This is a genomic window from Zhaonella formicivorans, from assembly GCF_004353525.1.
GTDB classification, from domain to species: Bacteria; Bacillota; DUOV01; order DUOV01; family Zhaonellaceae; genus Zhaonella; species Zhaonella formicivorans.
In genome coordinates this window covers 423241-448842 of the sequence record NZ_CP085524.1, presented here as the reverse complement: position 1 = coordinate 448842, position 25602 = coordinate 423241, and the positions used below count along the sequence as shown (strand labels likewise).

The following is a 25602-nucleotide window of genomic DNA, read 5'->3' as shown; positions in this document are numbered from 1 at the left end:
TATTTTTCACTCTGGAATCACGATAAGCCTGGTTCTGTCGTGGATGATCATCTTTCTCACGGCTTTTGCCGCGCTTTCCTCCGGTTCAATTCCCATTGGAAAGTTCCCCTCTCAGAGGGTTTCTGGCAAGGCGGGGTTTACGTCGTCTCACTCTACCTGTCGCCAGGTAGCATCGTCACTATAGCACTTTATGGGTAGTCATACCTCAAAGAGATATTTTCCCCGCCGTTAGGTTGCCCTACCTTGACTTGCGTCAAGCACCTTCCCTGCAAGCAGGCTCCACACCTTGCGTAAATCGCATCGCAGCTTGCGCCAGCCAGGACTTTCCTCACAAAGCGTTAGCTTTGCGCGATCATCTTGTGATTCCAAAGCCCTATTGTATTAAAATTGCTTCCGGAATTAGAATTATAAAGCCTGCAATTGAAGTTGTCAACTAGGGTTCCGTGGAAATTTCTGTTGGCTTTTGAAAAAATATTATTGACAAACTCCGGGCATTTTTGCTATTCTCTCAAAGGAATCTAATAAAAATGTACCCTTTAAATTAGTTCGGAGAAACTAATAAGGGAGAAATACAGATTTTTACCGTTATTTACTCCTTGTTAGTCTTCCGCAAGGAGTTTTATTTTTTCTCCGGGGTACACTATTATAAGGAGGAAATCACAATGAGTCACATCGGGATTACTGAAAAACCATCTTTTAGCAGGGCTTTGCCATTAGCTGTTCAACACGTTTTTGCCATGTTCGGCGCAACAGTGTTAGTTCCTTTTTTGACCGGACTAAGTCCTTCCGTCGCTCTTTTGACTTCAGGTATCGGCACCCTACTTTTCCATTTTTTCACCAAAAATAAAGTACCTGCTTACCTAGGCTCCTCGTTCGCCTTTATTGCTCCCTTGGCCTTGTTCGTCAAAGAACAGCACAACTTTTCCGCCGCTATGGGGGGAGCTATCATTGCCGGCTTGGTTTATGTGCTAGTTTATTTCATTATCAAAGCCTTTGGAACTGATTTTATCCATAAATATGTTCCCAACATAGTGGTTGGCCCGGTTGTAATGATTATCGGACTTAGCTTGGCAGGTGTGGCGGTCAATGACATGGCTTCCAAAAACTGGCCAATCGCCATTTTTACATTGATTGCCGCAATTATCTTCACAATTTTTGGACGCGGGTTGATTAAAGTCATCCCAATTTTATTGGGCATTATTGCCGGTTACGTTTTTGCTATCGTCTTGCAATTGCTTGGCTATGTTGAAAACCTCATCGACTTGAACGCAATTGCATCTGCCTCGCTATTGCAAAACCCTACTGCCGTATATGCAAAAGACTTCGCCGGTCAGGTTTGGTCTATCTTTGGGTTTAACCTGCCGGTGCCGATTTTCTCCGTAGCTGCCATTTTAACAATTGCACCTATAGCTTTCGTTACCATTATTGAAGATCTGGGACATATTTTTGTAATTGGAAATGTAACTGAGCAGGATATGATCAAGGATCCCGGTTTTGACAGGGTGCTTCTGGGCAACGGCTTGGCAACAGCCGCAGCCGCTTTGTTCGGCGGTCCTCCCAGCACCACTTACGGTGAAAATATCGGCGTACTGGCTATTACCAAAGTGTATAGCTCGTGGGTCATCAGAATTGCTGCAGTCATTGCCATTCTTTTGAGCTTCAGCGGCGTATTGAATGCACTGCTGCTTTCCATACCAGTGGCAGTGATGGGAGGCATCTCCATCCTGCTCTTCGGGATGATCGCTGCTGCAGGAATGCGTACCATGATCGAAGCCAAGACTGATTTGTCAAAAACCAAAAACCTGATTATTGTAGCCATCATCCTGATTATAGGTATAGGGAGCGGTAAAGTAGGCTACGCTACTTTGGCGGGAATCCTGCTTAACTTAATTTTGCCTAACGAATAACAAAAAGAGAATTTTCAGTTGCCCCCCTCAAAGGGGGTTTTTAATTGTTCAGCTCTTTTGACGGGCCGGAGGGAAAAAGACGCACTTGGAGCGCTGGCATTGTTTATTGCGCTGAAAATGGGTACAATTCCCTTCGGTTGCTGTTTTATCAAAATGCACGCCCCGCTTTTCTTCCAAAAAATTCATAGCCGCTGTCAGCGCCGTCCAGGTACAGCGTTTACAACAACGGGGGCCGCCCTTTTCCCCAATGCTCTTAAGGACGTGGGCTGTCATCAAGTTTGCTTCACCCCAACTGCCTGTGGACAGAGGAGTCGCACCGGCAATAACACTCATTGCCACCCCCGCACCTATTCCGGCACCGCAGGCCCCAAAATTGCCGCACATGCCTCCGGGTATAGTTGCTCCCCGCGCAATAGCTTCTAAAATGTGGGACTCGCCTGTTTCGCCCGTGATATTTCCATAAGCAGTTACCAAAACAGCGGGAACTAAGGCATGATGTTCTGGTCCGTGCATTTTAAAAGAGGGATGGGCCATTAATTTGTTGGCGAGGGCAACAGGGTCCTTGCTGTTTGAGTCCAAGCAGACCCGCTTCAAAACTTCTATTGCCTCCTGGCGGTGGCAATTATCACAAATAAAATGCCCGTTAGGGCAGTAAATTGTGGAATGCTGCGTTCGTCCACAATACAAACAGGTATTTAGGCGCCATGCTGAGCCATAGACCAGTTCTTCGCCGCAAATCAAACAGCCTTCAGTATTATTCATGTTTTCAACTCCTGTCTTTACTCATTTCTTGCATCTGGAAATTCCTGTTCCCGGTAGTATTTACCTCTTACCGTGCTGAAAAACAATCCTGCCAGCGCAAATACTGCCGCAGCCCTGAAAACAGTTGCCTGGCTGCTCATAAAAGCTGCCTGGTAAGGTAACCCGTTGCGCTGGTAAAATCCCAAAAGCGCTACAAACAGTGATACCGAAAAAGCTATACCGGTTACCATCCCCACATTCCTGACCAGGGAATTGACTCCTCCTGCTACGCCCAGCTTTGTTCTTGGGACTGCTCCCATGACACTGCTGTTATTGGGGGATTGAAACAACCCCATACCCACGCCTAGAAGGAACATACGCCAAAAGATCGTAAAATAGCTGGCGTTAGGAGTTAAAAATGATAATAATACTAAACCTAAACTATTAATGCCCATCCCCAAAGTTGTCAATATAACCGGACCAATGCGGTCTGACAAGCGCCCGCTTAATGGGGCTATAACGGCCATGGCCAAGGGAAATGGAGTCATCATCAAACCGATTTCCCGGGGTTCAAAGTGCAAAATCTTATCCATGTAAAAGGGCATCAGTAAAGTAGTGGCAAACATAGAAACAAAAGAAATCAAGCCTGCCAAATTGCCAAAAAGAAAAATTTTATTCTGAAACAACTTGAGGTCCAGCATAGGGTATACCGCCTTTTTTTCGTGATAAAAGAAAACGCTCAAACCCACACCGCCGCAAATCAGGGAAAGCCAGATTACCGGGGATGACCAACCAAATCTTTCCCCACTGGAGAGCCCGAACAAAGTGAGAAACATCCCCAAAGTGAAAAATACTGCGCCCAAATAGTCAAAGGGCTCGCGCTCCTGGCCGGCATAATCCCGCGGCAGTACTGACCTGGACAACAAAAAACCAGCCAACCCTATAGGCAGGTTAACCAGAAATATTGACGGCCAGCCAAAAGCAGCGACAAGGAAACCTCCGATGCTTGGGCCGGTAAGGCTTCCGGCAGCCACTACCGTTCCCGAAATACCCAAAGCCTGTCCCCGTTCCTCAGGCGGAAAAACCGAAGTTATAATTGCCATACCATTGGCCATCAGCATTGCTGCCCCTATGGCTTGCAGCACTCTGGAGACCACCAGTGCCCAAATAGCTGTACTGAAACCGCAGAACACCGACCCTGCCACAAAAACCAGAAAGCCGGCAGCATAAACCCTGCTTCTTCCCAAAATATCCGCCAAACGGCCAAAGACCGGCAGCAAACTGGAAATCGTCAAAAGATAAGCTGTGACAACCCACTGGAGCACATCAATATTTACTTCGAAGCTTTTAGCCATTGCAGGGAGAGCTACATTGACAATACTTCCGTCTAAAGTGGACATAAAAGTTCCTACTGCAACATTGGCAAGCACCAGCCAGTGGGATACATGTTTCGCAGTCATTATCGTCTCCCCTTCACCCTGCCGCAAAATACCATAACATGATTATAACACTAATTTATTTTGGGAGAAAAAGAAATTACGCAGTTGCTTACAATTCCTGGCCATAATGCAAAAAGCTACTCAAACAACATCTGAGTAGCTTTTTTCTCTTCCGGCAATTTTCGCAGCAACTTGATCCAAAAACACCAAGACTTTCGGATGCGCCTTGATTTAAGGAAGTTATATCTACATATTCCTGGGGGTAGAAATTGATAAAGCCATTCTTTTCGTATTGAATTGCTTCAAATTTGTGCACTGATTAAAAATAATATTAGTAATTAAGCTAAATATTAAACCGGAAGTTAATTATGTCCCCGTCCTGGACGATATAATCCTTCCCTTCCAACCGGGCTAATCCTTTCTCTTTAACCTTTGCCATGGAGCCCAGTTCTTTCAGATCATTAAAGGCAACTACCTCTGCCCGGATAAATCCCCTTTCGATGTCGGAATGAATTTTCCCGGCGGCTTGCTTAGCGTTGAGACCCTTTTTAATAGTCCAGGCCCTGACCTCATCTTCTCCGGCGGTGAGGAAGGAGATTAAACCCAGCCGGTCATACACCACTTGGGCCAAACGTTTAATGCCTGGCTCGGTAATTCCCAGTTCTTCCATGAAGACAGCCTGATCCTCCGGGCCCAATTCATTTAACTCAGCTTCCACTTTAGCACAGATAGCAAGCATTGGTATTTCCCGTTCCCGCGCATAGGCTTCTACCTCTCTCTGCTGGGGAAACTCTCGCTCTGCCAGTTGCTCTTCATCCAAATTTACTACAATGATCATGGGCTTTTCCGTCAAAAATGTAATATGGCGAAGCACTTGCCGTTCATCTTCTGATAAATCTACCTGATAGATATGTTTTTCGCTTTCCAAGGTATCCTTGCATTTCAACATGGCTGCCAATTCCAGTTCATGCTCCTTGGTCTTCTTTTTGGCAGTGTTGATTCTTTCAATTCTCTTTTCAATGAGCTGCAGGTCCGCAAACAAAAGTTCCAAATTAACTGTTTCCAAATCCCGCAGGAGATCGATAGACCCATCCACATGGAGCACATTTTCATTTCTGAATGCCCGTACAATGTGAATAAGGGCATCAACCTCTCTGATGGCAGTTAAAAATTCATTGCCTGCCCCCTGCCCCTGACTGGAGCCTCTGACCAGACCCGGAACATCTGTAACTTCCAAAGTAGCATAAGTAGTTTTCTTTGGCTTGTACATGCCAGCTAAAAAATCAATTCGATCATCAGGGATAGTCGCCAGGTGAAAATTGGTACTGGTTTTGCCGCTGAAAAACTGGCTGGTCTCTACTTGTGCATTTGTCAATAAATTAAAAAAAGTTGTCTTGCCTACTACAGGCAGACCGATAATTCCACAGGATAAAGCCATTTCCTTCACCTCTGGTTTAAGATTCAACGTTTCTCATTATACAATAATTTTCTTGTAAAAGGAAAGTTAACCTAAAATTATATGGGGTGCCCTTGGCGGGATACGCAAATAAACAAGATCCCCGGTTTGCAAATTTATGTTAAATAATTTACTTTGGGGCAGGGAAGCAACTAGCTTTAGACCGCAGTCCACCTCCACCTTTAAATGCTCACCATATGGCAGGATGCGCAGGACCCGGCCCCGGAAGATATTATCCGGTTCTTTAAATTCCGATTTGTCTTTAGCCAGGTGGACTTCCCTACCTCGCAGGCAGACGTTAACCTTTTGTCCCACTGCTCCCCTGCCCGCAACTTTCAGCAAGCTTTTCCCCAAGTTTACCACCAGGTCACCGGAATCAATTTCCTGGATGATGCCTGTGAGCAAATTTTCATAACCTAGCAGGGCAGCAATCTCCGTTCGCCTCGGGCGGTCAAAAACTTCCTTAATCCCCCCCGTCTGAACCACCTTGCCCTGCAACATAACTGCCACGTGATCTGCCAAAAAAGGGACCTCATTATAATCATGGGTTACAAATACCACTGATAACCTTTTTTGCCTGATGATTTTACGCAGGTCTTCCATTAAAATTGCTTTACCCGGTGTGTCCAAAGCGGTAAAGGGCTCATCCATAAATAAGATTTCCGGTTCAGTAATTAAAGCCCGGGCCAGGTTTACGCGCTGGGCTTCACCCCCGGAAAGAGTTCTGGCGTTTTGTTTGCGCAAGTGGTTGATCCCAAGTATACCCGACCATTCCTCCACCTTCCTCTTTATTTCCGTTCCTTTCGTACTCCGGTATTTTAAACCTAACGCCAGGTTGTATTCTACAGTAGCATTTACAAGCAAAGGTTGCTGAAAAACAACAGCCATTCTTCTCCGGGCCAGGAGCTGATCTTTACTGCTTACAACCAGGCTACCTCTAAACCTGATGGTTCCCGAGTCCGGCTTAAGCAAAAAGCTCATCACTTGTAACAGGCTGCTTTTACCTGCACCATTCGGGCCAATTAAAGCCAGGGTTTGTCCGGCCTGAATATCCAGAGAGGCCCCTGCTAAAATCCTTTTGTCACCTTTTTGCCAACAGATATTTGAACAACTAAGAATGGTATTCATCTGAGTGTCCCCTTTGTTGCACTGAAGTCAAAAAGAAAGTCACAGCAAACGCCAGCCCCAAAAGAACAAAACCCAAAACCAGGGCCAAATTGAAATCACCCCTGGAAACTGCCAGGGCAATGGTGGTTGTTAAAACTCTGGTCTGTCCTTTGATATTGCCGCCAACCATCATGGCAGCCCCCACTTCGGAAATGGCTGCACCAAAACCGGCGATCACAGCAGCCAAAAGAGACAGGCGGGCTTCCCGCAGCAGTGTCATCACCAATTGCCATGGGGAGGCCCCCAATGCAAGAAGCTGCAGCCGCAATTTGGGATTTACCTGTTGAAGGGCTGTGACCGTCAAAGCTGTGATGAGGGGAAAAGCAATGACTGCCTGTGCAATGATGATAGCCCAAGGGGTATACATCAGATGCAAATAACCTAAAGGACCTGATCTCCAAAGCAGCAGGCTTATTACCAGCCCGATCAGCACAGGCGGCATTCCCATGCCAGTATTGACAATGCTAATGATGATTTTCCGTCCGGGAAAATTTTTAAGGGCCAAAGTAATCCCTAAAGGCAGACCTAATAGTAAACTTAGCAACGTAGCAACCCCGCTGATTTGCAGGCTAAGGGACGTTACCTGCCATACTTCGGAATGTAAAGCTTGTGTTATACCTTGCCAGAATAGCTCCAAGATCTTCACCCATTTCCGGTTTTTTGACTTTATCAATTTACCATTTACGCATATTGTACCAAACTGTTTCAACTGTTAGTAGACCGGAAGTTATGGCGAAACAAGCTATTTAAAAAGAGCAGCACATAGCTGCTCATAATTACAGGTTGAGACTAGTTATATCCAGACGATTGTTACACGTTTAAACGATCCTCAAAGCTTCTTTGCCCTTTGGAAAGTTTTTTTCAGCTTCACTACTATTGCGTCAACCAATTCCTCTGTATTCTTTAAAAGTATCACAATGTCTTCTTTGGTTGCGTCCTCAACATGTATCCCGGCAGTTACAACCACCACTTGGTTGATGTTTTTCGCAATCTTTTCCGCTGCAGGTCTGGCTACCTCATCATCCTTATGCCCTACTAGATTGTAAACAGAAGTAGTGGCGCTTAAAACTTCCGGATCGGCTAAACTTAGGCGTGGAACGGCAATAGCCACCGAACCGATGTGGCTGCGCTCACCTCCGTAAAGTGTCACACTGACACCTTCATCCAGTACATGCACTTTAGCTGTAACAGCATATTTCCCGGAACCGGCGCTAAAAAGATACATCTCAACACCACCACTTAATTATTTAAAGATTTTCTTTCCCCTGTTACCAAATATATTACGCCTTCGCCAAGATTAGTGGCATGGTCTGCAATTCGCTCCAAATAGCGGCTGATAAACAATAAATAAGTTCCCTGCTTAATGTTTTTTGCATCTTTAGTCATTAAAGCCAGCACGTCATCGAACACCCTTTTATGCAGACGGTCCACCTCATCGTCATCTGCACACATCTTGGCAGCCAGTTCCACATCTTCTTTTACATAGGCATCCAACGCATCTTTCACCATGAGCTGGGTTAACTCAGCCATCTTGGGTATGTCGACCAGTGGCTTGATCAAGGGTTCCCCGGCAATAACGGTAGTGATATCAGCTATATCAGAGGCGTAATCAGCCATTCTTTCCAAATCCACAATAATTTTAAATCCTACACCGATACGCCGCAGATCCTTGGCCATGGGCTGCTGGGTGGCAATTAGGCGCATGCATTTAGCTTCAATTTCCAGTTCCAGTTGATCGATTAAATCGTCCTTGGCCTTAACCTGTTCAGCTAAAGTCACATCCTGTTTTGTTAAGGCAAGTATAGCATTTTTAATGGCTTCTTCCACCAGGCTGCCCATACGTAAAATGTCTTGCTGCAGCTCAGCAAGCGCGTTTTCAAAAGAAGTTCTGTTGGAATGCAATTTATTTGCCCCCCTAGCAAATTCTTCTTAACCAAATCTTCCGGTAACATAATCCTCTGTCCTCTGGTCTCGTGGTTTGGTGAAAATCAGCTCCGTATCGTCGTACTCCACCACTTCACCGTTTAAAAAGAAGGCAGTAGCGTCAGATACCCTGGCCGCTTGTTGCATGTTATGGGTTACAATAATTATCGTGTATTTTTCCTTGAGCATCTGGATCAATTCTTCAACCTTCAAGGTGGAAATGGGATCCAGGGCGGAAGTAGGTTCATCCATCAAAAGAACTTCCGGTTCCACAGCCAGCAGCCTGGCAATGCAGAGACGCTGCTGCTGCCCTCCCGATAAGCCCAAAGCCGACTTATGCAGCCTGTCCCGCACTTCTTCCCATAAGGCGGCGTTTTTAAGGCTTTTTTCCACAATCTCATCTAATTGCCACTTGGCTTTGATCCCATGCACCCTGGGACCATAGGCAACATTATCGTACACTGACATAGGAAAAGGGTTTGGCCTTTGAAACACCATGCCCACTTTTTTCCTTAAGCTTACTACGTCCATGGCATCGCTGTAAATGTCTTCGCCATCCAACAGGATCTTACCGGTGATCTGAACGTTTGGAATTAAATCGTTCATCCGGTTTAAGGTCCTTAAAAATGTAGATTTACCACAGCCCGAAGGCCCGATTAAAGCCGTAATGGCATTCTTTTTGATATCTACAGATATATTCTTAAGAGCTTGAAACTCCCCGTAGTATAAATTTAAATTTTCCGTAGTAACTTTACTATCGCCAGGCATTTTTTCTTCCCCCTATGAGAGTTTGGCAATGAAACGGTTCATCAGCCAAGTTGCTGTAAAATTTATGCCTAAAATTATCATAATTAAAATAGCTGCGGTGCCAAAAGCCATGTCAAAGGCTCCAACCTCCATGGCAACTAAATATAAATGCATGGATAATGTCCGGGCCGGATCGAAAATAGTTGTAGGCAAACGCAGTGACCCCCCCAAAGTTAATAACAACGCAGCGGTTTCACCGATGGCCCTGCCCACCCCTAAAATCACACCGGTAATAATACCCGGAATGGCGCTGGGCAAAATAACCCTGGTGATAGTCTGCCACTTAGTTGCCCCCAAAGCCAAACTGCCTTCGCGGTAAGACCTTGGTACAGTTTTTAAAGCTTCTTCCGACGTCCTGATTAAAGTTGGTAGGATCATGGTGGCAGCAGTCAGCGAACCCGATAAAATAGACCACCCACCGGTAAAAGGCTTCAATAAAACAGCAAAAAAAGCGTAGCCAAATAAACCGAACACTATGGAGGGAACTCCGGCCAAAGCCTCAGTACCGAACCTAATCAACCTGGTCACAGCATTATCACGGGTATATTCATTCAAGTAAATAGCGGCTCCCACACCAATTGGAGTTGCTATAGCCAGCGTAACCACAATAAAATAAATAGTGCCCACAATTGTAGGAAAGATTCCACCCTTGCGGCCCATCCTTTTAGGTGAATCCAGCAAGAATTCTAAATTTAGCTTACCTACTCCTTTGTAAAAAACATAGCCAATGATCAGAATTAAAGCCAGCACGGTAAAAATAGCGGCAACCCACAGCAGTGTTTTGGCAATTTTTTCGGCAAGTTTAGGGCTAATCATTGGCATTCACCCCTCTGCGGACAATAAAACTGGCCATTAAATTGATTATCATAATAAAAATGAACAAAATGATGCCGGTGGCGAACAAGGCGTTAGTATGCAGCCCTTGTGAATAACTCATTTCTATAGCGATGTTGCCGGTCAGGGTGCGCACTTTGGAAAAGATGGTAGCGGGAATAACGGCGCTGTTGCCTGCAACCATGATTACTGCCATGGTTTCGCCCACAGCCCGTCCCATACCCAGCACAATTCCGGCAACTATACCGGAGCGGGCAGCAGGTACAATGACCCGGCTGATAGTCTGCCAGTGAGTTGCCCCCAAGGCCAAACTTCCTTCCTTGTACTCTCTTGGCACAGCCCGAATAGCGTCTTCGGCTATATTGATTATAGTAGGCAAAATCATGATTGCCAGAATAATAGAAGCTGCCAAGACGCTAAAGCCCGATTGCACATCAGGGTTAAGATTGCCTCGGTAGTAAAGAGCGGCCAACTTCCGGATAAAAGGGACTACAATAGTCAGGCCGAATAAACCATAAATTACGGAAGGTATGCCAGCCAAAAGTTCGATGGCAGGTCTAATCATTTTCGCAACTTTGGGAGGAGCTACTTCTGCCAGGAAAAGAGCTGTGGCTAACCCAGTGGGTACCCCTAAAATCAAAGAGCCGACAGTTACCACTACAGTACCGACAATCATGGGTAAAACTCCAAACACCCCTTGGGTTCCCAACCACTCCCTGCCGGTAATAAACTGCCAAAAACCTACCTTTTGCAATACAGGAAAACCTTCTTTAAAAACAAAAACACCGATCAACAGGATAACAATGACCGCAATTATGGCATTGAGAAATAAAATTTGTTCGTAAGCCTTCTCTTTTGCTTTATAATGCATCCGGTGTCCTCCTCTAAAAAAGCCTAAACAGAACAGGGTGAAAGAGGGCGGACTCCACCCTCTTTCCTTAAAGACTTATTTTACATGTTTTACAGGAATATATTCTTCACCGACGATCGCTTGTCCTTCGTCACTTAATACCCAGTCGATAAAAGCTTTAACCACCCCGGTAGGCTCTTCTTTCGTCAGGTAAAGGAACGGGCGGCTTATTTTATATTTTCCGGCCAATACGTTTTCTTCAGTAGCCTCTACCCCGTCAATCATAATTGGCTTAACATCCTCACTCAATGCCCCAATAGAAACATAGCCTATGGAATTTGGATCGCTGGCTACTGCGGTTCTGACAGCTCCTGTTGAATTCTGGATTGCCGCCCCGGAAAAGATTTGTTTATCTTTTCCTAAAACAATTTCCTCAAATGCGCCCCTGGTACCGGAACCATCTTCCCGGGTCACCACAGTAATCGGGGCATCCTTCCCTCCTACTTGACTCCAATTGTTGATTTCACCTAAAAAGATCTTGGCTACCTGATCCAAAGTTAAGTTATCCAATTCATTTGCAGGGTTTACAACCACCGCAATCCCGTCTTTAGCTATTTCAAATATTTTAACATTTTTTTCCCCTTCTTCAAGTTCACGGGATGAAGCGCCTATGTCTGCTGTTCCTTCCTGAGCTGCTTTAATCCCGGCGCTGGAACCGCCGCCCACAACGTTAATTTTTACATCAGGATTTTCATCCATAAAAGCCTGCGCCAGCTCATCGGAAAGAGGCTGTACGGAAGTGGATCCGGCAATGTTAATGGAACCGCTAAGACCATCCCCTTGTGAGTCTGACTTGGCTTTGCCGCATCCAACCAATAAACCAAGCATAAGTACCAGAGCTGTTAGGAAAACTATTGCTTTAAAAGTTGTACGTCTTGACACAGTAAAACCTCCTCAAATTATCTTTCGCTTTAATTATATTTTGCTGTTGTTAAGCCCAGATTGTTGTTGTGTTAAGATTGTATTAATTTTTGAATCTTGCTTTAATTATTTTTCAAATTTAAGATTTGCCTTTAAATAACAGTTTATGCCGACTTCCAGCCGCCCTTATGGGGAAATTAGTTTTGCCAGCTATTTATCCTGTTGAAACTGCCAACTCAGCTGCAACTTTAATTCTTCAACTTGGCTTGTGCGTTCAACTCCTTGTTCTTTCAAAAACGCCAAGATCTTTTCCTGCGATAAACCGCTTAAGCTTAGGCCTTCAGATTGGAAGCGACCCTTGGTGATCAAGGAGATTTGCAACTGCTGTTCCTTTTTCTTTTCCGCTTCCTTTTCCTCATCTTTGCTTAAAGGAATTAATTTATTCCACCCGTCCCTGCCAGCTATGAAAAGCTCACGACCATCTTTACGGATGGAAGCATACATCACTTTCTGCAGGTCAGTAATACCGTGGTCAGATAATATGGTCTTAAGCCATTGCTCATCCTTATGCACCAGTTGCAAGTTATTTCTTTGTATCTTTGTATCAATCACAAGGGCTATAGGCAAACCTTCGTAAGTTACAGGGATTTGTAGATCTTTAATTGTTACGGGACTAGCTTCCTGCTTAGGTATAACGCTAATAGCACCTATAGGCTCCAAGATAGCGTAATCTACATCTGCCAGATCAGGATACCCTGCACTGCGGATAGATGCCAGAAGCTGCATCAATGAAATGTGAGACTTTTCCAGCTTCTTGGCGTCTATCTTGCCATGCTTGATCAGAATAGTCGGCTCTCCCAGAAAAAACTTGTTAGCTGCCTGATTTAAGGTTAATTTCGAAAACAAGATGTGGAGGCCCACAACCACTGCCGTACCGTAGACCGCTTTAATAAAATCGGTAGTAACCAGTGGTTCAGCCACTATGGTTCCGACAATAATGATGGATACCAGATCATATGGTGTCAATTGCACAATTGTCGACTTGCCCATCAAGCGCATTGCAGCAATGGTAATAAGCAAAACAAGCAGAATTTTTATGACGTATGGCACGAAACCACCTCAATTGCATAAAGTTATTGCTTAGCTTCTCACCATTGTTTTTTTGCTATTCTTTTCAGCGCTTTAATTGCACTAAAAAGCAAATTACCGGCTGTCCAATCCAGCCGGTAATTTGCTTTTTTATATAGTTTATATAGCACCAATCCTGCGATATCTATTAAACCTTTCCTGTAAAAGCTGCTCCGTTGGTAAATTGACTATCTCTCCCAGGTGTTTGAGGATAGTAGCTTTAACCCTTTGTATAGTGGTTTCCGGGTCGTAATGGGCTCCGCCCGGAGGCTCTGGTACAACTTCATCAGCTATACCAAAACCAACCAGGTCTTTGGCTGTAAGCTTCAATGCTTCAGCAGCCTCTTTAGCCCTTCCGGCATCTTTAAATAAAATACTGGCACACCCCTCTGCGGTAATTACGCTGAACACTGCGTTCTCAAGCATGATAAACCTGTCAGAAACCTGCAATGCCAAGGCTCCACCGCTGCCACCCTCTCCAATTAGCACAGCGATTATGGGCACCTCTAAAGCGGAAATCTCTGCCAGATTGCGAGCTATAGCTTCTCCTTGACCCCGCTCTTCAGCGCCTATGCCGGGATAAGCGCCCGGAGTATCAATGAAAGTAATTATGGGACGTTTAAATTTCTCCGCCTGCTTCATCAGGCGCAATGCTTTGCGGTAACCTTCCGGATGGGGCATTCCGAAATTAAATTTCAAATTGTCCTTGGTATCTCTGCCTTTGCGATGTCCAATCACGGTCACAGGCAGACCTTCCAAACGGGCTAAGCCTCCCACTATGCTGAGGTCATCCCGGAAAGCCCTGTCTCCATGAAGCTCAATAAAGTTTGTAAAGATATGTTTAATATAATCCATTGCATTAGGACGTTCGCTCATCCGTGCCAGCTGGACCCGCTCATAAGGACTGAGATCACTGTATATTTTCCTGCGAATTTCCTGCTCCTTGGCTTTTAAAGCACTGATTTCCTGTTCCAAGTCGATGTTATATTTGGCAGAAAAATCCTCCAGGTCTTTTATTTTAGCCAGTAACGCTTCCAGTTCCTGTTCAAAAGGTAACATCTTTCGCCGCCTTCCTTAATGCATCGCTATAAGTTCTGCCAATTTGGATTTCAACTCTTTTCTGTGTACAATCAGATCAATAAATCCCTTTTCCAAAAGGAATTCAGACTTTTGAAACCCTTCCGGCAGCTTTTGCCCAATAGTCTGTTCAATTACCCGGGGACCCGTAAAACCGATCAAAGCATTGGGCTCAGCAATAATAATATCACCCAGGGAAGCAAAACTGGCCGTAACTCCCCCCGTTGTGGGGTCAGTAAGTACGGCGATATACAGCAACTTTTCCCGGTCCATTTTTTTAATCAAAGCTGAGGTTTTAGCCATCTGCATCAAAGACAAAATTCCTTCCTGCATCCTGGCTCCACCGGAGGCGGTAAAAATGATCAAAGGTATGCGCAGTTCTATGGCACGCTCGACAGCTTGTGAAATTTTTTCTCCCACCACTGTGCCCATACTGCCCATCATAAAATTGCTGTCCATGACACAGATTATAACCTTCTTGCCATAAATACAACCCTCGCCGGTTACAACAGCTTCATTTAACTTGCTGTTTTGCATTGCTTCCGCCAACTTTTCCTCATACATAGGAAAATTGAGGAGATTAGTGGATACCCAGTCCCCATTTAATTCTACAAAAGTATTTTCGTCTACGATTTGTTCGATTCTTTCCCAAGCGCTTAAACGAAAATGATACCCGCATTTCGGGCAAACCTTGGCATTGTTAATCAGTTCTTTTTTAATCAAAATCTCTTTGCATGCCGGACACTTTTCAAAAGGCCTTTCACTTACAGTATTGGCCAAGTTGACTTCTACATATTGTGTTTTCTTAAATGGATTAAACACCTTTTCCTCCTAAAATAACAGTTAGTCTTAGGACCTAGCAGTAATTTTAACATAAATAGGTAAAAATTAAAAGAGCACCCTGAAGAACCTCAGAGTGCAAAAACAAGCAATTACTCTTATAGTCTTTTTGCCCCGGCCATCATTAGGCCAATTTCATTCACATCAGCTTCTTCCTGCCTGATAATGCCCATCATTACACCTTCGTAAATGACACCAATCCGGTCACTTAAAGATAAAATCTCATCTAGCTCTGTGGATACCAACAAAACGGCACATCCTTTATCCCGTTCTGCTATAATCCGCTTATGGATATATTCTGAAGCCCCCACATCCAGTCCTCTGGTAGGATGGACCAGGATAAGTAGGTTGGGAGAACGTTGTAACATCCTGGCCAAGACAACCTTTTGTTGGTTTCCACCCGACAGGTTGCCCACCGGAAGTTCATTGGAGGTAGTGCGAATATCATATTCCTCAATTAAAGAATTACTGAAGTCGGCGATAACATGTTGCTGCAAAATATGGTGCTTGCTGAAAGGCTCCTGGTAAAAAGTCTCCATGATCATATTTTCTTTTATGGACATATTCAGTATAATTCCCCTTAAATGCCGGTCTTCCGGAATATGAGCCATGCCTTTCTCTATCAAATACCGCGGGGGTTTATTAGTTACGTTTTCCCCGGCGTAATACACCTGACCCGAGACAGCCTGTCTTAAACCCGTTAAAGCCTCGATCAGTTCCGATTGCCCATTGCCATCCACTCCGGCGAGGCCAAAAATTTCACCAGCTTTAATCTCAAAGGATACTCCCTTGACAGCTGATATGTTCTTGTCGTTTTTTACTTCCAGATCCTTGACCTCCAAGACCTTGTCACCCGGCTTGGCGGGGGCCTTTTCCGCTTTTAAAAGCACCTCCCTGCCAACCATCATCCGGGCTAATTCCTGCTGATCCGTGTCTTTAGTATTAACGGTTTTAACCACTCTTCCCCGCTGCAAAATGGTTACCCGGTCACTGATCGCTTTAACTTCATTCAGCTTATGGCTAATAAAAATGATTGTTAAACCTTGCTGGGTCAAAGAGCGTAAAATAGCAAACAGCTCATCGGTTTCCTGGGGAGTCAATACTGCGGTAGGTTCATCCAAGATTAAAATTTCTGCTCCCCGGTACAGCGCTTTCAGAATTTCCACCCGCTGCTGTTCCCCCACTGAAAGCTGCCAAACTACTGCCGTGGGATCAACCACCAAACCGAATTTTTTTCCTAATTCCCGGATGCGCTTTTCAGCTTCTTTGAGATTGAGCAGAGGGTTTTTTCCCTCCTGCATGCCTAGAATCATATTTTCGGCAACGGTAAGCGCCGGAATAAGCATAAAGTGCTGGTGTACCATTCCTATACCCATTTCAATTGCTTTCCTTGGGCTGGAAACCTCTACCTGCTGCCCTTTATACAGGATCTGGCCTGCATCAGCCTGATAAAGGCCGTAGAGGATATTCATCAAGGTTGACTTGCCAGCACCGTTTTCTCCGAGCAGGGCATGGATCTCTCCCTTTTTTACCTGCAAATTGACATTGTCATTAGCCACCAAACCAGGGAACTCCTTGCGCACACCTTTCATTTCCAAGATAAACTCAGACACTAGGGGTTCACCTCCCGCTTGAGCAGCTTTAATTTAGACTGTCTCACCTTGGATTTGGAACCGCCTTTAACATAAGCCTGGCCACTGGCGACCGGACCTTTGGAGGGACCCATAAAGAAGACTAGGACAAGCAGTGTCAACACATAAGGAAGCATGAGGAAGAACTGGTAGGGCAGCTTGAATCCCAGGGCCTGTAAACGCAGTTGAAAAGCATCCCCCGCTCCGAATAACAGAGTCGCCAATGCGGTTCCAACCGGATTCCACTTTCCAAAAACAATAGCGGCAAAGGCTATAAAACCCCGGCCAGCGGTAATATTGTCATAAAAGGTGTTTATTCCGGTCAAGGTAACTGCAGCGCCGCCTAGCCCGGCCAGTAACCCGCTAATGATTACAGACCAGTAGCGAACTGTGTAAACACTAGTCCCGACAGTATCCACAGCCTTAGGATGTTCGCCTGTTGCGCGGATTTTTAGTCCCCAGTGGGTGTGAAACAGGATAAAATGTACAACCGGGATTAAAAGGAAAGCAAAATAAACAATAGACATCTGGTTAAAAAGAATGGGACCCACAAAAGGCAATTCACTTAGCGGCCCAAAGTTCACGGTTCTTAATCCGGGGCTTTCAATCTGCTGCAAGTCATTGCCAAAAATCACCCTGAAAGCAGTACTAGTGATGCCTAAAGCCAGCATATTGATGCCCACAGCAGTTACAATTTGGTCTACCTTCACAGTGACGCTCATAATGGCGTGGATTAAAGCCAAAACCATTCCTGCAAGAGCTGCAATTACCAAACCCACTACCACATTCTGGGTGTAAAGCGCCCCAAGATAACCAAAAAAAGCACCCATTAGCATCATGCCTTCTAAGCCAAGATTGAGCACTCCCGATCTTTCGCTGAACAAACCTCCCAAGGCAGCTAGAAGCAGAGGAGTTGTTAAGCGTATAGCCGCAGCCAGGAAATCAGGCTCGATTAACATTTTTAACACTGTGGAGAGCAACTTTATTCCCCCTTTCGAGCAGGAAACCCAGCTTAATTTTACACGTGGAGAAACCTAAAACACTTAAGATAATCACTGCCTGAATTATATAGACAATGGTTACCGGAACTCCCGTCATAATCTGCATGATGTTGGCTCCATTGCGAAGAGCTCCGAAAAAAATTGCAGCCAGGACCACACCCATCGGATTTAACCTGCCCAGTAAAGCGACGGCAATAGCATCGTAACCTGTATTGGGTGAAAAATTCTCCAGCAGTAGATTTTGATAACCAAGAATTTCTGCAGTGCCAGCTAAACCTGCAAAAGCGCCGCTTACCAGCATAGCTATAATCAGCGTTAGTTTAGCATTCATTCCTGAGGTCCGGGCTGCTTCGGGGTTAGAGCCCACACAGCGCAGTTGATACCCAAAATCGGTTTTTTGTAAAAGGATGTAAAGAACCACCGCTCCTACTAACCCGACCAGCAACCCGGCATGAAGTTCAGTATTTGCCACCAATTTGGGCAACCGGGCAGTTTCAACTATCGGAGCCGACTGGGGCAAATACCCGCCCGGTTCTTGTAAAAATCCATGTACGCTGTAGTTGACAAAATAAACTCCAATATAGTTCATTAAAATAGTAGTGATCACTTCATTAAAACCTTTGGCCACTTTTAAATAGCTCGGTATGAACGCCCAAAATGCTCCGGCTGCCATACCTGCTAAAAGGGCTAAGGGAAGATGGACAACTTTTGGTAAACCTAATGGCAAAGTAGCTACCCAGGTAGCCAGCATGGCTCCAAGGTATAGCTGTCCTTCAGCTCCGATATTAAAAATTCCCGCACGGAAAGCAAACGCAATCCCCAGCCCGGCCAGCATGAGAGGAGTAGCGCTGACCAAGCTGGCGCTAAAACCACCTATATCCCCAAAAGCGCCTTGAAATAAATAAGTAAAAGCGCTAATAGGGTCGGTACCCTGTGCTAAAAGCACACCAGCGGAAATCACCAGGGAAACCACTATTGATATAACTGAGGAGATCACGTATCCGAGAACTACTTCAAACTTTTTTATGTCCAACCGCGCTTTCACCCTGCCCCTCCTAACTTCGGCAATTAATCGTCTTGAGCACAGAGCCGTTTATATACTTAGAAGTGAGGAGCAACCTCATGAAGAGGTTACTCCTCATTCAACCGCACATGCCTAATATTTCAAATTTAAGACAAGCTTGCCATCCTTGTAATCCTGAATGGCTTGCTGTACTTGGTCTTGTACCTCTTTGGGAACCTTGCTGCTAAAAGGAGCTAACGACTGGGCATTATTATCCTTCATGCCGAATGTATAAGTTTTACCTGGCTCTAACTTCCCATCTTTGGCCAGCTGGGCCATTTGCAGGTATAAACTGGAGACATCCTGCATTCCGCTGGTGATTACAGTATCAGGAGCCATAGAGCTCTGGTCATCAACCCAGCCTATTGCATAGGCACCGGCATCCTGGGCTGCCTGGAAAACACCAATGCTGAAAGCATTCCCGATTACTAAGACCACATCTACATTTTTGGACAGCTGAGCCCTGGCAGCTTCTTTAGCTTTAGGTATATCCTCCCAACTGCCAACATAAGATACAATTACTTCTGCCTGTTCATTGACTTTTTTAACGCCTTCTTTAAAGGTATCAATGTCAGCATTAACAGTTGGGGCATCCATAGCTGCCACAACGCCAATTTTATTGGATTTAGTCATCAGCCCGGCAGTCATTCCTGTAAAATATCCCAACTCACCAAACTTGAAATTGGTGGAAAATAAGTTGTCACCGTTTACGTAGCCATTAACAGGGATAAATATTACTTCCGGGAATTCTTTAGCTACTGTTTGCATTGGCTCGCTGAACTGGAACCCATGACCAAAAATTACATTAAAACCTTGACGGGCGTAAGTCCGCAGAACTTGTTCCTGCTGCGCCCGGGGAACCTTTTCGGTATAGGCTATTTCTGCACCTAACTGTTCTTCAATCATTTTCAGGCTCTTTAAAGCGCCAGCATTCCAACCGCCATCGTTCACGGCACCTTCCGTTAACAGAGCAACTTTAAATTTAGTTTCCTGACCGGTTGCTGTGCCCTCGTTTTTCTGACCAGTCTCAGCCTTACTTCCACAGCCAACAACCAAGCCCATTGTGAACACCACAACCACCATGACAGCCAACACTTTGTGCCAAGTTCGCATTTTAAGGTCCTCCTTTAAATGGGTTTGTAAAGATACTCTTGGTTTTTAACCGGGATTCCTGTCTGCCATCACCTCCAGATCTTATTTAAGGTTCTCTAACTATTGAACAACCGGCATAATCAACAATACCGCCAATCGCCACCGAGGGTTTTTTAACTGTAACCCTGATCTGCTTAATGGGGTAAGCGGCAATTACTTCATCAGCAATGCGCTGGGCAATTCTTTGCACCAGCTTATGCTCTTCTGTCGTGACAACTTTTTTCACAATTTCATAGACTGTTACGTAACTTAGTCCAGTGGAGAGGTCATCGGTTTCACACATCTTTTGCATATCAACGGAAACTTCTACATCTACCACAAATCTCTGCCCCAACTTGTTTTCCTCAGGCCAATGCCCGTGGGTTCCCCAAAACTGCATATTTTTTATTAACAGCAAATCCTCTTTAATCATGTTTTTCCCTCCATTTATGGTAATGTAATTAACTCTTGCTCTGTTTCAGCCCGCTTAACCAAGCTATCCAGCCCGGTTAGTTTCACTTTGCAGGGCCATAACCCCGGCTTTAACCATAACTGCTGTTTCTGCCACTCTCTTGCCGATAAAGCGCACATTTTTAATGCCCAACAGATCTTCTTCCGCCCCTTGGGCCTTTCTATCCTGACTCCAAACGCAAGCCCCGTGGTATACTCCCATTCCGCCGCTGACCGCCAGTATGCCGTTAGTGTAGTAAAAACCCAAGATGTTGTTTAAGGTGCATTCCTGGCCCCCGTTACGAGTCCCTCCCACAGCAATGGCGCCGCCAACTTTGGAACTAAAATACCTGGGATTTTGTTTTAACAAGGTGTAAACCGGACGAAAGCGATTAAAATACGTTGCTAACTGGCCGGTAATGCCCATGTCGTAAACAGGAGATGCAAAAATATAACCATCCGCGTCATAAAAAGGCTGGTATAAATTGCTCATATCATCCTTATGAATTACGCAAGAGATAGCCCCTTCCTTGATGCAACGGTCACAGTGAATACAAAAGTTAATTTTTTTGCCCCCTAAAGAAATAAATTCCGTAGTTACCCCCGGCACTTCTTCCGCTGCTTCCAGGGCTTGTTTTAAGGCGTATTCTGTAGCGGCTTTTCTGGGGCTGCCGCTTACGCCAAGAATTTTTACCATTGACTGCCCTCCCTAATGCTGCTTGTAAACCTTTACAAATTAAAGAAAAAAATAAAATCAGCTTAGTAAAAGTTCCCGTAGCCTTGCTTTGTCCACGGAGCCTTTAACCAAAGTCTTGGCATCACTTAAACTGTGGATACGAATTTCACCATAAGGTACTGCTTTATCTAACGTTTCCCTAATCCTCCACTCCTCAGCTCTAACCCAAAAACTGGTGACTGCTCCATATTGCAGTGCTGCACTTTTCCGAATTGCCATAACGTTTAAGTCATCGGTGATAGGGGGGAGGGGACTGGTCCCCCAGGCCCACATAATTTCCTCTCTTTTCAGACCGTTGCCCAAGAGCTCTTCCAAAACCAGCGGCACCGCCCGGGCAGCGCTGTAAACAGCAGCTACCAAGCAAGTCGGTTTTGTTATTACTAAAAAGGACTGCTGTCCTCCTGCCTGCGCAAATTCCACCATTTTCTCTAGCAGATCCTTATCCGGCAGCTGATTCACTTCAGCATAACTAAAATTGCTATTTTTAAAGGTAAACAGGACTTGCCCCTCCAACTGGCAGGTCAAGGGCAATCCTGTCAAAGTTGGATTATCATAATATACATCCACCGTTGGTAAGGCAAAACCATTTAAATAAAATTCGCCGTAGTTTACATAGCCTAACCCTTCAATGCCGGCTTCGACTAAAACTTTACCGGCAGACCAACCCCCCTGCGCCTCTACCCCCATATCAAGCACCTTAAAATCTTGCGCAAAATGAATAACGTTAAAACCTTGACAATGAGACTGCTCTAAAGCTTTAAGCAAAATCGTCGACATTCTACCACCTCCTAATTGCCCAAGAAGGATTTTTCCAAAACTTCATAGCCGATTTTACCGGTGCTAAAGGTGTTTCCCGTAACCAAGTTATAGAAATTTACCTTGCATGGTGCATCCCAATCCCTGGGCACTTGCGCCCAGTCCTTGTTACATAAAGCAAATAATTCCTGGAACTGTGTTCCGTAGACATCTTCATTTTTGCTGAAAGGTATATCTTTCAACATCCGGATAATCTCTTCATCGCTGCAGCGCACAAAAACATTGGTCTCCTGGCCATAAATTAAGCAGTCGTTAACGCGACCATATGCAATCTCTTCGTCATCTACAACAGAGACAACCGGAGCTACCGCATTTGCCTGCACCACATATTCCATGGGGAAACCCCGGTCATACAAAGTTGGCAAAGTTTGCTCCACATTGCGGGCACAAACCTGAATGGCCCCAACAATGGTAGCTGTTTTAGCCGCCAAAATGTATAAGTTTTCAGGCAAAATTCCCGCTTCTTTAGCCAAATAATCAGCTAACCCTTCATCCGGGAGTTCTGTAGTCTGCAATAAGGCCACTGCCTCCCCGGCAGCGGTATCCCTGTAGTCTACCGCCCGGGCGAAAATATCAGTCCCCGTAATGGAACGAATTGGCCCTGAAATAACTACGTTTTGCCCTTTGTAGCGTATTTTCCAATAAGCCACATGGGCTGCCATTTCGGCAACAGCAGGATAAGTAACCTGTACCCGCACTGAAGGTACCATATAGTTTTTAAGCTGCATTTTACCAAATGAGAGCTGTCCTAATCCCCCCAGTCCTACCTCGACAAAATACTTGCCTGCCAGCCAACCTCCGGGGAAATTAATCCCCATATCCAAAACAGTAGAACCATTGGCCAGCTTAATTACTCCCACGTCCAACGCCTGAGCATGGGGTATAACTTTCTCTTTAAGCAGCCGTACCGCATTTCTATTCAAACTGAAATTGTAACTGGCGGTTTTCAAGTCCCACTCCCCTTTTGCTAACATGTAAACCTTTTCATTTTGTTTGCTATAGGTATTCTCCGTTATTCAAAAAAAACCTCCTATTCGCCTAAATTTTTTAAAAATATTTATTTTTATGCCTCAATTTAACGCCGTAACGAACTGCGACTATGAAAACGTATTCGCTCCTGGTATAATTTGAACTGAAGACAAGCGACGGGAAGTGATTTTGTGGACATTAAGCAGATAGCGGAAAAGGCAGGGGTATCTATCGCTACGGTCTCCAGGGCTATCAATCAACCCCACCTGGTTCGCCCGTCTACCCGCGAAAAAGTGCTAAAAATAGTACGGGAAATGAATTATGCCCCAAACCCCATTGCCCAAGGCTTACTCACAGGAAGGACAAATACCATCGCTTTGGTAGTTCCTACTCTGCGCAACCCCTATTTCGGCCAATTGGCTGAAGGTGCCGAAAGCGTTTTAGCCGGAAACGGTTACAATCTAACTATTTCCAGCTCTTACGAAAGTATTTCCCGCCAGGAAAGCATTATTGAAAACATACTGAAAAGGCGGGTTGATGGATTGATCCTTGCCGGCTCCGGCGCCTTCCAGGAAGGTTATGAAAAAGCATTAAACAAAATTAAAATACCTATCGCTGCTATAGAATACATTCCGGGGCAGGATACTTTCAACTGTATTTACGTGGACGACATCACCGGAGTCAGGATGGCCATCGAACATCTTATTCATCAAGGTCATAAGCGCATCGGGGTAATTCCGGGAAACCCCAAAATGCTGGTTACAATCAGGCGCTTAAAAGCAATCAAAAATATTTTGGCTGAATATGATTTAGAGCTGGATAAAAAATTGATCTGCCACGGTTCTTACGATTCACTGGAAAGCGGGCGCTTGGCTATGACAGAAATATTAGCTGCAGAAAAAGTGCCTACAGCAGTATTTGCCTTTAATGATATCATGGCCATCGGCGCCATGAAGTGCGCGCAGGACAGGGGCTTGAAGATCCCGGAAGATGTGGCTATTGTCGGCTTCGATGATATTCCTATGAGCGAATATACTACCCCCGGACTAACTACCCTGCGGGCGCCAAATTTCCAGATCGGTAAAACTGCAGCTACCATACTTCTGGAGCAAATCAACAATCCAACTGCACCAATTCGGAAAGTCCTTCTCCCGGTAGAGCTGGTGCTGCGTGGTTCCTGCTAATAAGTCAAAACAAAAGCATTTTATGCCAACAACACCACGCCCAGGATATTTATCTAATATTTAGGCGAGTATAATTTTCTAGACAAGCAGTAAAACATACCTGTTCAGACTACCCTGTCGACAAACTATTAACAGCCAGCATGTATTATGGAGCGGGACTGGTTTCCACAGCAGTCGGCAGCTATGCTGCCGGTTACGGCGTAGGAGCTTATTAATTGGGGACATTCCTCAGCTAACGCGAACAACATGCATAAGAGGTGTGTCCCCTGACCGCTGCTCGAAATAATACATGCTGGCTTTGTCCAAAAGCTGAATAGGTAACAGCAACTACCTGTTTTCCGATCTTTGCTGTATAAATAATCATTTTTATTTAATAATTCCCTAGCTATTCCTCTATATTTTTAGCCAAAAATCTAGCCGCCGTATCAGCTAATTTGATTTCAGTCTCATTAACGGTTGTCCCTTCCTGGGAAATGAGAATTACCGTACCCATTACATCGCCCTGGGCAATAATGGGTGCAATCACTTTTGTCTTATTATCAGCGACGGTAGTGGTTCTCCGGTTGGTGGTGACGTCCTCCACATCGGCTTTAATAGGATCTCCCAAGCTGTATTCTTTGGACGTACCCGCCATGGCAATTACAAAATCCCTGTCTGTAATAATTACTGTGTGTTTAGTGGTTGCATGCAAAACGTCGGCATATTCTTGGGAAAATTGCCTTAACTGCTCAATGGGCGAATATTTTTTTAAAATAACTTCTCCTTGCCGATCCACAAAGATTTCTACCGGCTCTCCTTCCCGGAGGCGCAAATTATTTCTTACTTCCTTGGGAATCACAATTCTTCCTAGATCATCTATTCTTCGCACTATGCCAGCGGCTTTCATCAAAGGTGCCTCCTTTTTTGTCTGTTGTATTTTTTAATATGGCTAGGTTTTATAGTTTTCATGTATTGTCAAAAGGAATATAAAAAGGTAATTATTGGTAACAAGAGAGGTGAAAAAAAACTTCCACATTACATGGAAGCTTTTTTGAGACGCTTTATTTTCTCCTTTTCACTAACTTATTTGCTATGATAGCAATAGCAGTAATTGCCGCTATCGCCAGGGCCCACTGGAAACCAGGCCAAGTCAGGTAAGCAACAAAGGCGAAAAGGAGTATTGCAAAAATTAAATTTACCATATTAGACCAATGCTTTCCTCTGTTCCAACCTTGGTAGGCGTATACTCCCTCTACAGCAGTTGAAATACTGGCCAAAAAACTGCCTATGATCAGCATGGCAGTACCTAAGATTTGATCCAGCCCGTCCCCCATGGTTTCAGCCACAACCCCTAAGGTTGGTTCAGAGGCTAACGGGAATTGGCGATAACCACCGTAGGCCAAAACTAAACCAAATGCAAAACAAATGAATCTTACCCACCTGGTATTAAGCCGAATGAGCCGCATAATTTGACCCCCTTACTGTTTTTACTATTTTATATTGCTAATACTTTGACAATATTCCATCACTTGTTAAATTTTCAAACTGGCGC

Annotated in this window: 26 protein-coding genes and 1 other RNA gene; 2 read left to right on the top strand and 25 right to left on the bottom strand. The window is 44.9% G+C overall.

The features are described from left to right. Positions 1 to 18: 18 nt before the first annotated feature. An RNA gene (gene rnpB / locus EYS13_RS02225) (RNase P RNA component class B) lies at positions 19 to 365 on the bottom strand. A 297-nt stretch (positions 366 to 662) separates the two neighbouring features. Between rnpB and EYS13_RS02220 the strand changes: the two genes are divergently transcribed. Continuing rightward, complete coding sequence (locus EYS13_RS02220) at positions 663 to 1907, top strand: solute carrier family 23 protein (protein ID WP_227765525.1); 1245 nt, start codon at positions 663 to 665, stop codon at positions 1905 to 1907. A 48-nt stretch (positions 1908 to 1955) separates the two neighbouring features. Here EYS13_RS02220 and EYS13_RS02215 read toward each other — a convergent pair whose 3' ends face one another. The 22 genes from EYS13_RS02215 to mch form a co-directional block, all read right to left on the bottom strand. Next, entirely contained in the window at positions 1956 to 2669 is a 714-nt protein-coding gene (locus tag EYS13_RS02215) for a DUF5714 domain-containing protein (protein ID WP_227765523.1), read from the bottom strand. Positions 2670 to 2686: 17 nt separating this feature from the next. Beyond that, positions 2687 to 4108, bottom strand: a complete 1422-nt coding sequence (locus EYS13_RS02210) for an MFS transporter (RefSeq protein WP_227765521.1) — start codon at positions 4106 to 4108, stop codon at positions 2687 to 2689. A 322-nt stretch (positions 4109 to 4430) separates the two neighbouring features. Beyond that, entirely contained in the window at positions 4431 to 5525 is a 1095-nt protein-coding gene (gene ychF, locus EYS13_RS02205; RefSeq protein ID WP_423055312.1) for a redox-regulated ATPase YchF, read from the bottom strand. 66 nt (positions 5526 to 5591) lie between these two features. Then, the gene (locus tag EYS13_RS02200; RefSeq protein ID WP_227765517.1) at positions 5592 to 6671 is read right to left on the bottom strand and encodes an ABC transporter ATP-binding protein; all 1080 of its coding nucleotides are present in this window, start codon (positions 6669 to 6671) and stop codon (positions 5592 to 5594) included. After that, on the bottom strand, positions 6655 to 7347 hold the full coding sequence (locus EYS13_RS02195; protein WP_423055294.1) for an ABC transporter permease: 693 nt from the start codon (positions 7345 to 7347) through the stop codon (positions 6655 to 6657). The genes EYS13_RS02200 and EYS13_RS02195 overlap by 17 nt, the downstream gene beginning before the upstream one ends. Positions 7348 to 7539: 192 nt before the next feature. Further along, positions 7540 to 7935, bottom strand: coding sequence for a prenylated flavin chaperone LpdD (gene lpdD / locus EYS13_RS02190; RefSeq protein ID WP_227765514.1), 396 nt, complete (start codon positions 7933 to 7935; stop codon positions 7540 to 7542). Between the two features lie 14 nt (positions 7936 to 7949). Continuing rightward, positions 7950 to 8612, bottom strand: a complete 663-nt coding sequence (gene phoU, locus EYS13_RS02185; RefSeq protein WP_227765512.1) for a phosphate signaling complex protein PhoU — start codon at positions 8610 to 8612, stop codon at positions 7950 to 7952. A gap of 27 nt (positions 8613 to 8639) precedes the next feature. Continuing rightward, the gene (gene pstB, locus EYS13_RS02180; RefSeq protein ID WP_227765510.1) at positions 8640 to 9401 is read right to left on the bottom strand and encodes a phosphate ABC transporter ATP-binding protein PstB; all 762 of its coding nucleotides are present in this window, start codon (positions 9399 to 9401) and stop codon (positions 8640 to 8642) included. Between the two features lie 12 nt (positions 9402 to 9413). After that, a complete protein-coding gene (gene pstA / locus EYS13_RS02175; protein WP_227765508.1) occupies positions 9414 to 10256 on the bottom strand; it encodes a phosphate ABC transporter permease PstA in 843 nt (280 codons plus the stop codon). Then, positions 10249 to 11145, bottom strand: coding sequence for a phosphate ABC transporter permease subunit PstC (pstC, locus tag EYS13_RS02170; protein ID WP_227765507.1), 897 nt, complete (start codon positions 11143 to 11145; stop codon positions 10249 to 10251). Before pstC ends, pstA begins: the two co-directional genes overlap by 8 nt. A 75-nt stretch (positions 11146 to 11220) precedes the next feature. Next, a complete protein-coding gene (locus tag EYS13_RS02165; protein ID WP_227765506.1) occupies positions 11221 to 12066 on the bottom strand; it encodes a phosphate ABC transporter substrate-binding protein in 846 nt (281 codons plus the stop codon). A gap of 189 nt (positions 12067 to 12255) precedes the next feature. After that, the gene (locus tag EYS13_RS02160) at positions 12256 to 13155 is read right to left on the bottom strand and encodes a DUF421 domain-containing protein (protein ID WP_227765504.1); all 900 of its coding nucleotides are present in this window, start codon (positions 13153 to 13155) and stop codon (positions 12256 to 12258) included. A gap of 138 nt (positions 13156 to 13293) precedes the next feature. Further along, positions 13294 to 14232 carry an acetyl-CoA carboxylase carboxyltransferase subunit alpha gene (locus EYS13_RS02155; protein WP_227765502.1) on the bottom strand — a complete coding sequence of 313 codons (939 nt, stop codon included), beginning with the start codon at positions 14230 to 14232 and terminating at the stop codon, positions 13294 to 13296. Positions 14233 to 14247: 15 nt separating this feature from the next. Next, entirely contained in the window at positions 14248 to 15072 is an 825-nt protein-coding gene (accD, locus tag EYS13_RS02150) for an acetyl-CoA carboxylase, carboxyltransferase subunit beta (RefSeq protein ID WP_227765499.1), read from the bottom strand. 116 nt (positions 15073 to 15188) lie between these two features. Next, entirely contained in the window at positions 15189 to 16682 is a 1494-nt protein-coding gene (locus EYS13_RS02145) for an ABC transporter ATP-binding protein (RefSeq protein WP_227767769.1), read from the bottom strand. A gap of 20 nt (positions 16683 to 16702) precedes the next feature. After that, on the bottom strand, positions 16703 to 17701 hold the full coding sequence (locus tag EYS13_RS02140) for an ABC transporter permease (RefSeq protein WP_227765497.1): 999 nt from the start codon (positions 17699 to 17701) through the stop codon (positions 16703 to 16705). Then, the gene (locus EYS13_RS02135; RefSeq protein ID WP_227765495.1) at positions 17664 to 18767 is read right to left on the bottom strand and encodes an ABC transporter permease; all 1104 of its coding nucleotides are present in this window, start codon (positions 18765 to 18767) and stop codon (positions 17664 to 17666) included. Before EYS13_RS02135 ends, EYS13_RS02140 begins: the two co-directional genes overlap by 38 nt. Positions 18768 to 18878: 111 nt before the next feature. Further along, on the bottom strand, positions 18879 to 19898 hold the full coding sequence (locus tag EYS13_RS02130) for a BMP family protein (RefSeq protein WP_227765493.1): 1020 nt from the start codon (positions 19896 to 19898) through the stop codon (positions 18879 to 18881). Between the two features lie 85 nt (positions 19899 to 19983). Then, positions 19984 to 20349, bottom strand: coding sequence for a dihydroneopterin aldolase (gene folB, locus EYS13_RS02125; RefSeq protein ID WP_227765489.1), 366 nt, complete (start codon positions 20347 to 20349; stop codon positions 19984 to 19986). A 63-nt stretch (positions 20350 to 20412) separates the two neighbouring features. Continuing rightward, positions 20413 to 21063, bottom strand: a complete 651-nt coding sequence (locus EYS13_RS02120; protein WP_227765487.1) for a flavodoxin family protein — start codon at positions 21061 to 21063, stop codon at positions 20413 to 20415. Between the two features lie 57 nt (positions 21064 to 21120). Continuing rightward, positions 21121 to 21879: a methenyltetrahydromethanopterin cyclohydrolase gene (locus tag EYS13_RS02115; RefSeq protein WP_227765485.1), complete on the bottom strand. Its 759-nt coding sequence runs from the start codon at positions 21877 to 21879 to the stop codon at positions 21121 to 21123. 11 nt (positions 21880 to 21890) lie between these two features. After that, positions 21891 to 22868, bottom strand: a complete 978-nt coding sequence (gene mch, locus EYS13_RS02110; RefSeq protein WP_227765483.1) for a methenyltetrahydromethanopterin cyclohydrolase — start codon at positions 22866 to 22868, stop codon at positions 21891 to 21893. A 210-nt stretch (positions 22869 to 23078) separates the two neighbouring features. Between mch and EYS13_RS02105 the strand changes: the two genes are divergently transcribed. Beyond that, positions 23079 to 24071, top strand: coding sequence for a LacI family DNA-binding transcriptional regulator (locus tag EYS13_RS02105; protein WP_227765482.1), 993 nt, complete (start codon positions 23079 to 23081; stop codon positions 24069 to 24071). Between the two features lie 385 nt (positions 24072 to 24456). On the opposite strand, the gene EYS13_RS02100 is transcribed toward EYS13_RS02105, so the two are convergent. Together EYS13_RS02100 and EYS13_RS02095 are read right to left on the bottom strand one after the other, a co-directional pair. After that, positions 24457 to 24957: a stage V sporulation T C-terminal domain-containing protein gene (locus tag EYS13_RS02100; RefSeq protein WP_227765480.1), complete on the bottom strand. Its 501-nt coding sequence runs from the start codon at positions 24955 to 24957 to the stop codon at positions 24457 to 24459. Positions 24958 to 25111: 154 nt separating this feature from the next. Continuing rightward, entirely contained in the window at positions 25112 to 25516 is a 405-nt protein-coding gene (locus EYS13_RS02095) for a hypothetical protein (protein ID WP_227765479.1), read from the bottom strand. Positions 25517 to 25602: the final 86 nt, after the last annotated feature.

What these genes read in the sequence shown, in the direction of transcription:
- EYS13_RS02220 (WP_227765525.1), top strand. Translation starts at nt 663, where the DNA reads ATGAGTCACATCGGGATTACTGAAAAACCATCTTTTAGCAGGGCTTTG.
- EYS13_RS02215 (WP_227765523.1), bottom strand. Translation starts at nt 2,669, where the DNA reads ATGAATAATACTGAAGGCTGTTTGATTTGCGGCGAAGAACTGGTCTAT.
- EYS13_RS02210 (WP_227765521.1), bottom strand. Translation starts at nt 4,108, where the DNA reads ATGACTGCGAAACATGTATCCCACTGGCTGGTGCTTGCCAATGTTGCA.
- ychF (WP_423055312.1), bottom strand. Translation starts at nt 5,525, where the DNA reads ATGGCTTTATCCTGTGGAATTATCGGTCTGCCTGTAGTAGGCAAGACA.
- EYS13_RS02200 (WP_227765517.1), bottom strand. Translation starts at nt 6,671, where the DNA reads ATGAATACCATTCTTAGTTGTTCAAATATCTGTTGGCAAAAAGGTGAC.
- lpdD (WP_227765514.1), bottom strand. Translation starts at nt 7,935, where the DNA reads ATGTATCTTTTTAGCGCCGGTTCCGGGAAATATGCTGTTACAGCTAAA.
- pstB (WP_227765510.1), bottom strand. Translation starts at nt 9,401, where the DNA reads ATGCCTGGCGATAGTAAAGTTACTACGGAAAATTTAAATTTATACTAC.
- pstA (WP_227765508.1), bottom strand. Translation starts at nt 10,256, where the DNA reads ATGATTAGCCCTAAACTTGCCGAAAAAATTGCCAAAACACTGCTGTGG.
- pstC (WP_227765507.1), bottom strand. Translation starts at nt 11,145, where the DNA reads ATGCATTATAAAGCAAAAGAGAAGGCTTACGAACAAATTTTATTTCTC.
- EYS13_RS02155 (WP_227765502.1), bottom strand. Translation starts at nt 14,232, where the DNA reads ATGTTACCTTTTGAACAGGAACTGGAAGCGTTACTGGCTAAAATAAAA.
- EYS13_RS02145 (WP_227767769.1), bottom strand. Translation starts at nt 16,682, where the DNA reads ATGAAAGGTGTGCGCAAGGAGTTCCCTGGTTTGGTGGCTAATGACAAT.
- EYS13_RS02130 (WP_227765493.1), bottom strand. Translation starts at nt 19,898, where the DNA reads ATGCGAACTTGGCACAAAGTGTTGGCTGTCATGGTGGTTGTGGTGTTC.
- folB (WP_227765489.1), bottom strand. Translation starts at nt 20,349, where the DNA reads ATGATTAAAGAGGATTTGCTGTTAATAAAAAATATGCAGTTTTGGGGA.
- EYS13_RS02120 (WP_227765487.1), bottom strand. Translation starts at nt 21,063, where the DNA reads ATGGTAAAAATTCTTGGCGTAAGCGGCAGCCCCAGAAAAGCCGCTACA.
- EYS13_RS02115 (WP_227765485.1), bottom strand. Translation starts at nt 21,879, where the DNA reads ATGTCGACGATTTTGCTTAAAGCTTTAGAGCAGTCTCATTGTCAAGGT.
- EYS13_RS02100 (WP_227765480.1), bottom strand. Translation starts at nt 24,957, where the DNA reads ATGAAAGCCGCTGGCATAGTGCGAAGAATAGATGATCTAGGAAGAATT.
- EYS13_RS02095 (WP_227765479.1), bottom strand. Translation starts at nt 25,516, where the DNA reads ATGCGGCTCATTCGGCTTAATACCAGGTGGGTAAGATTCATTTGTTTT.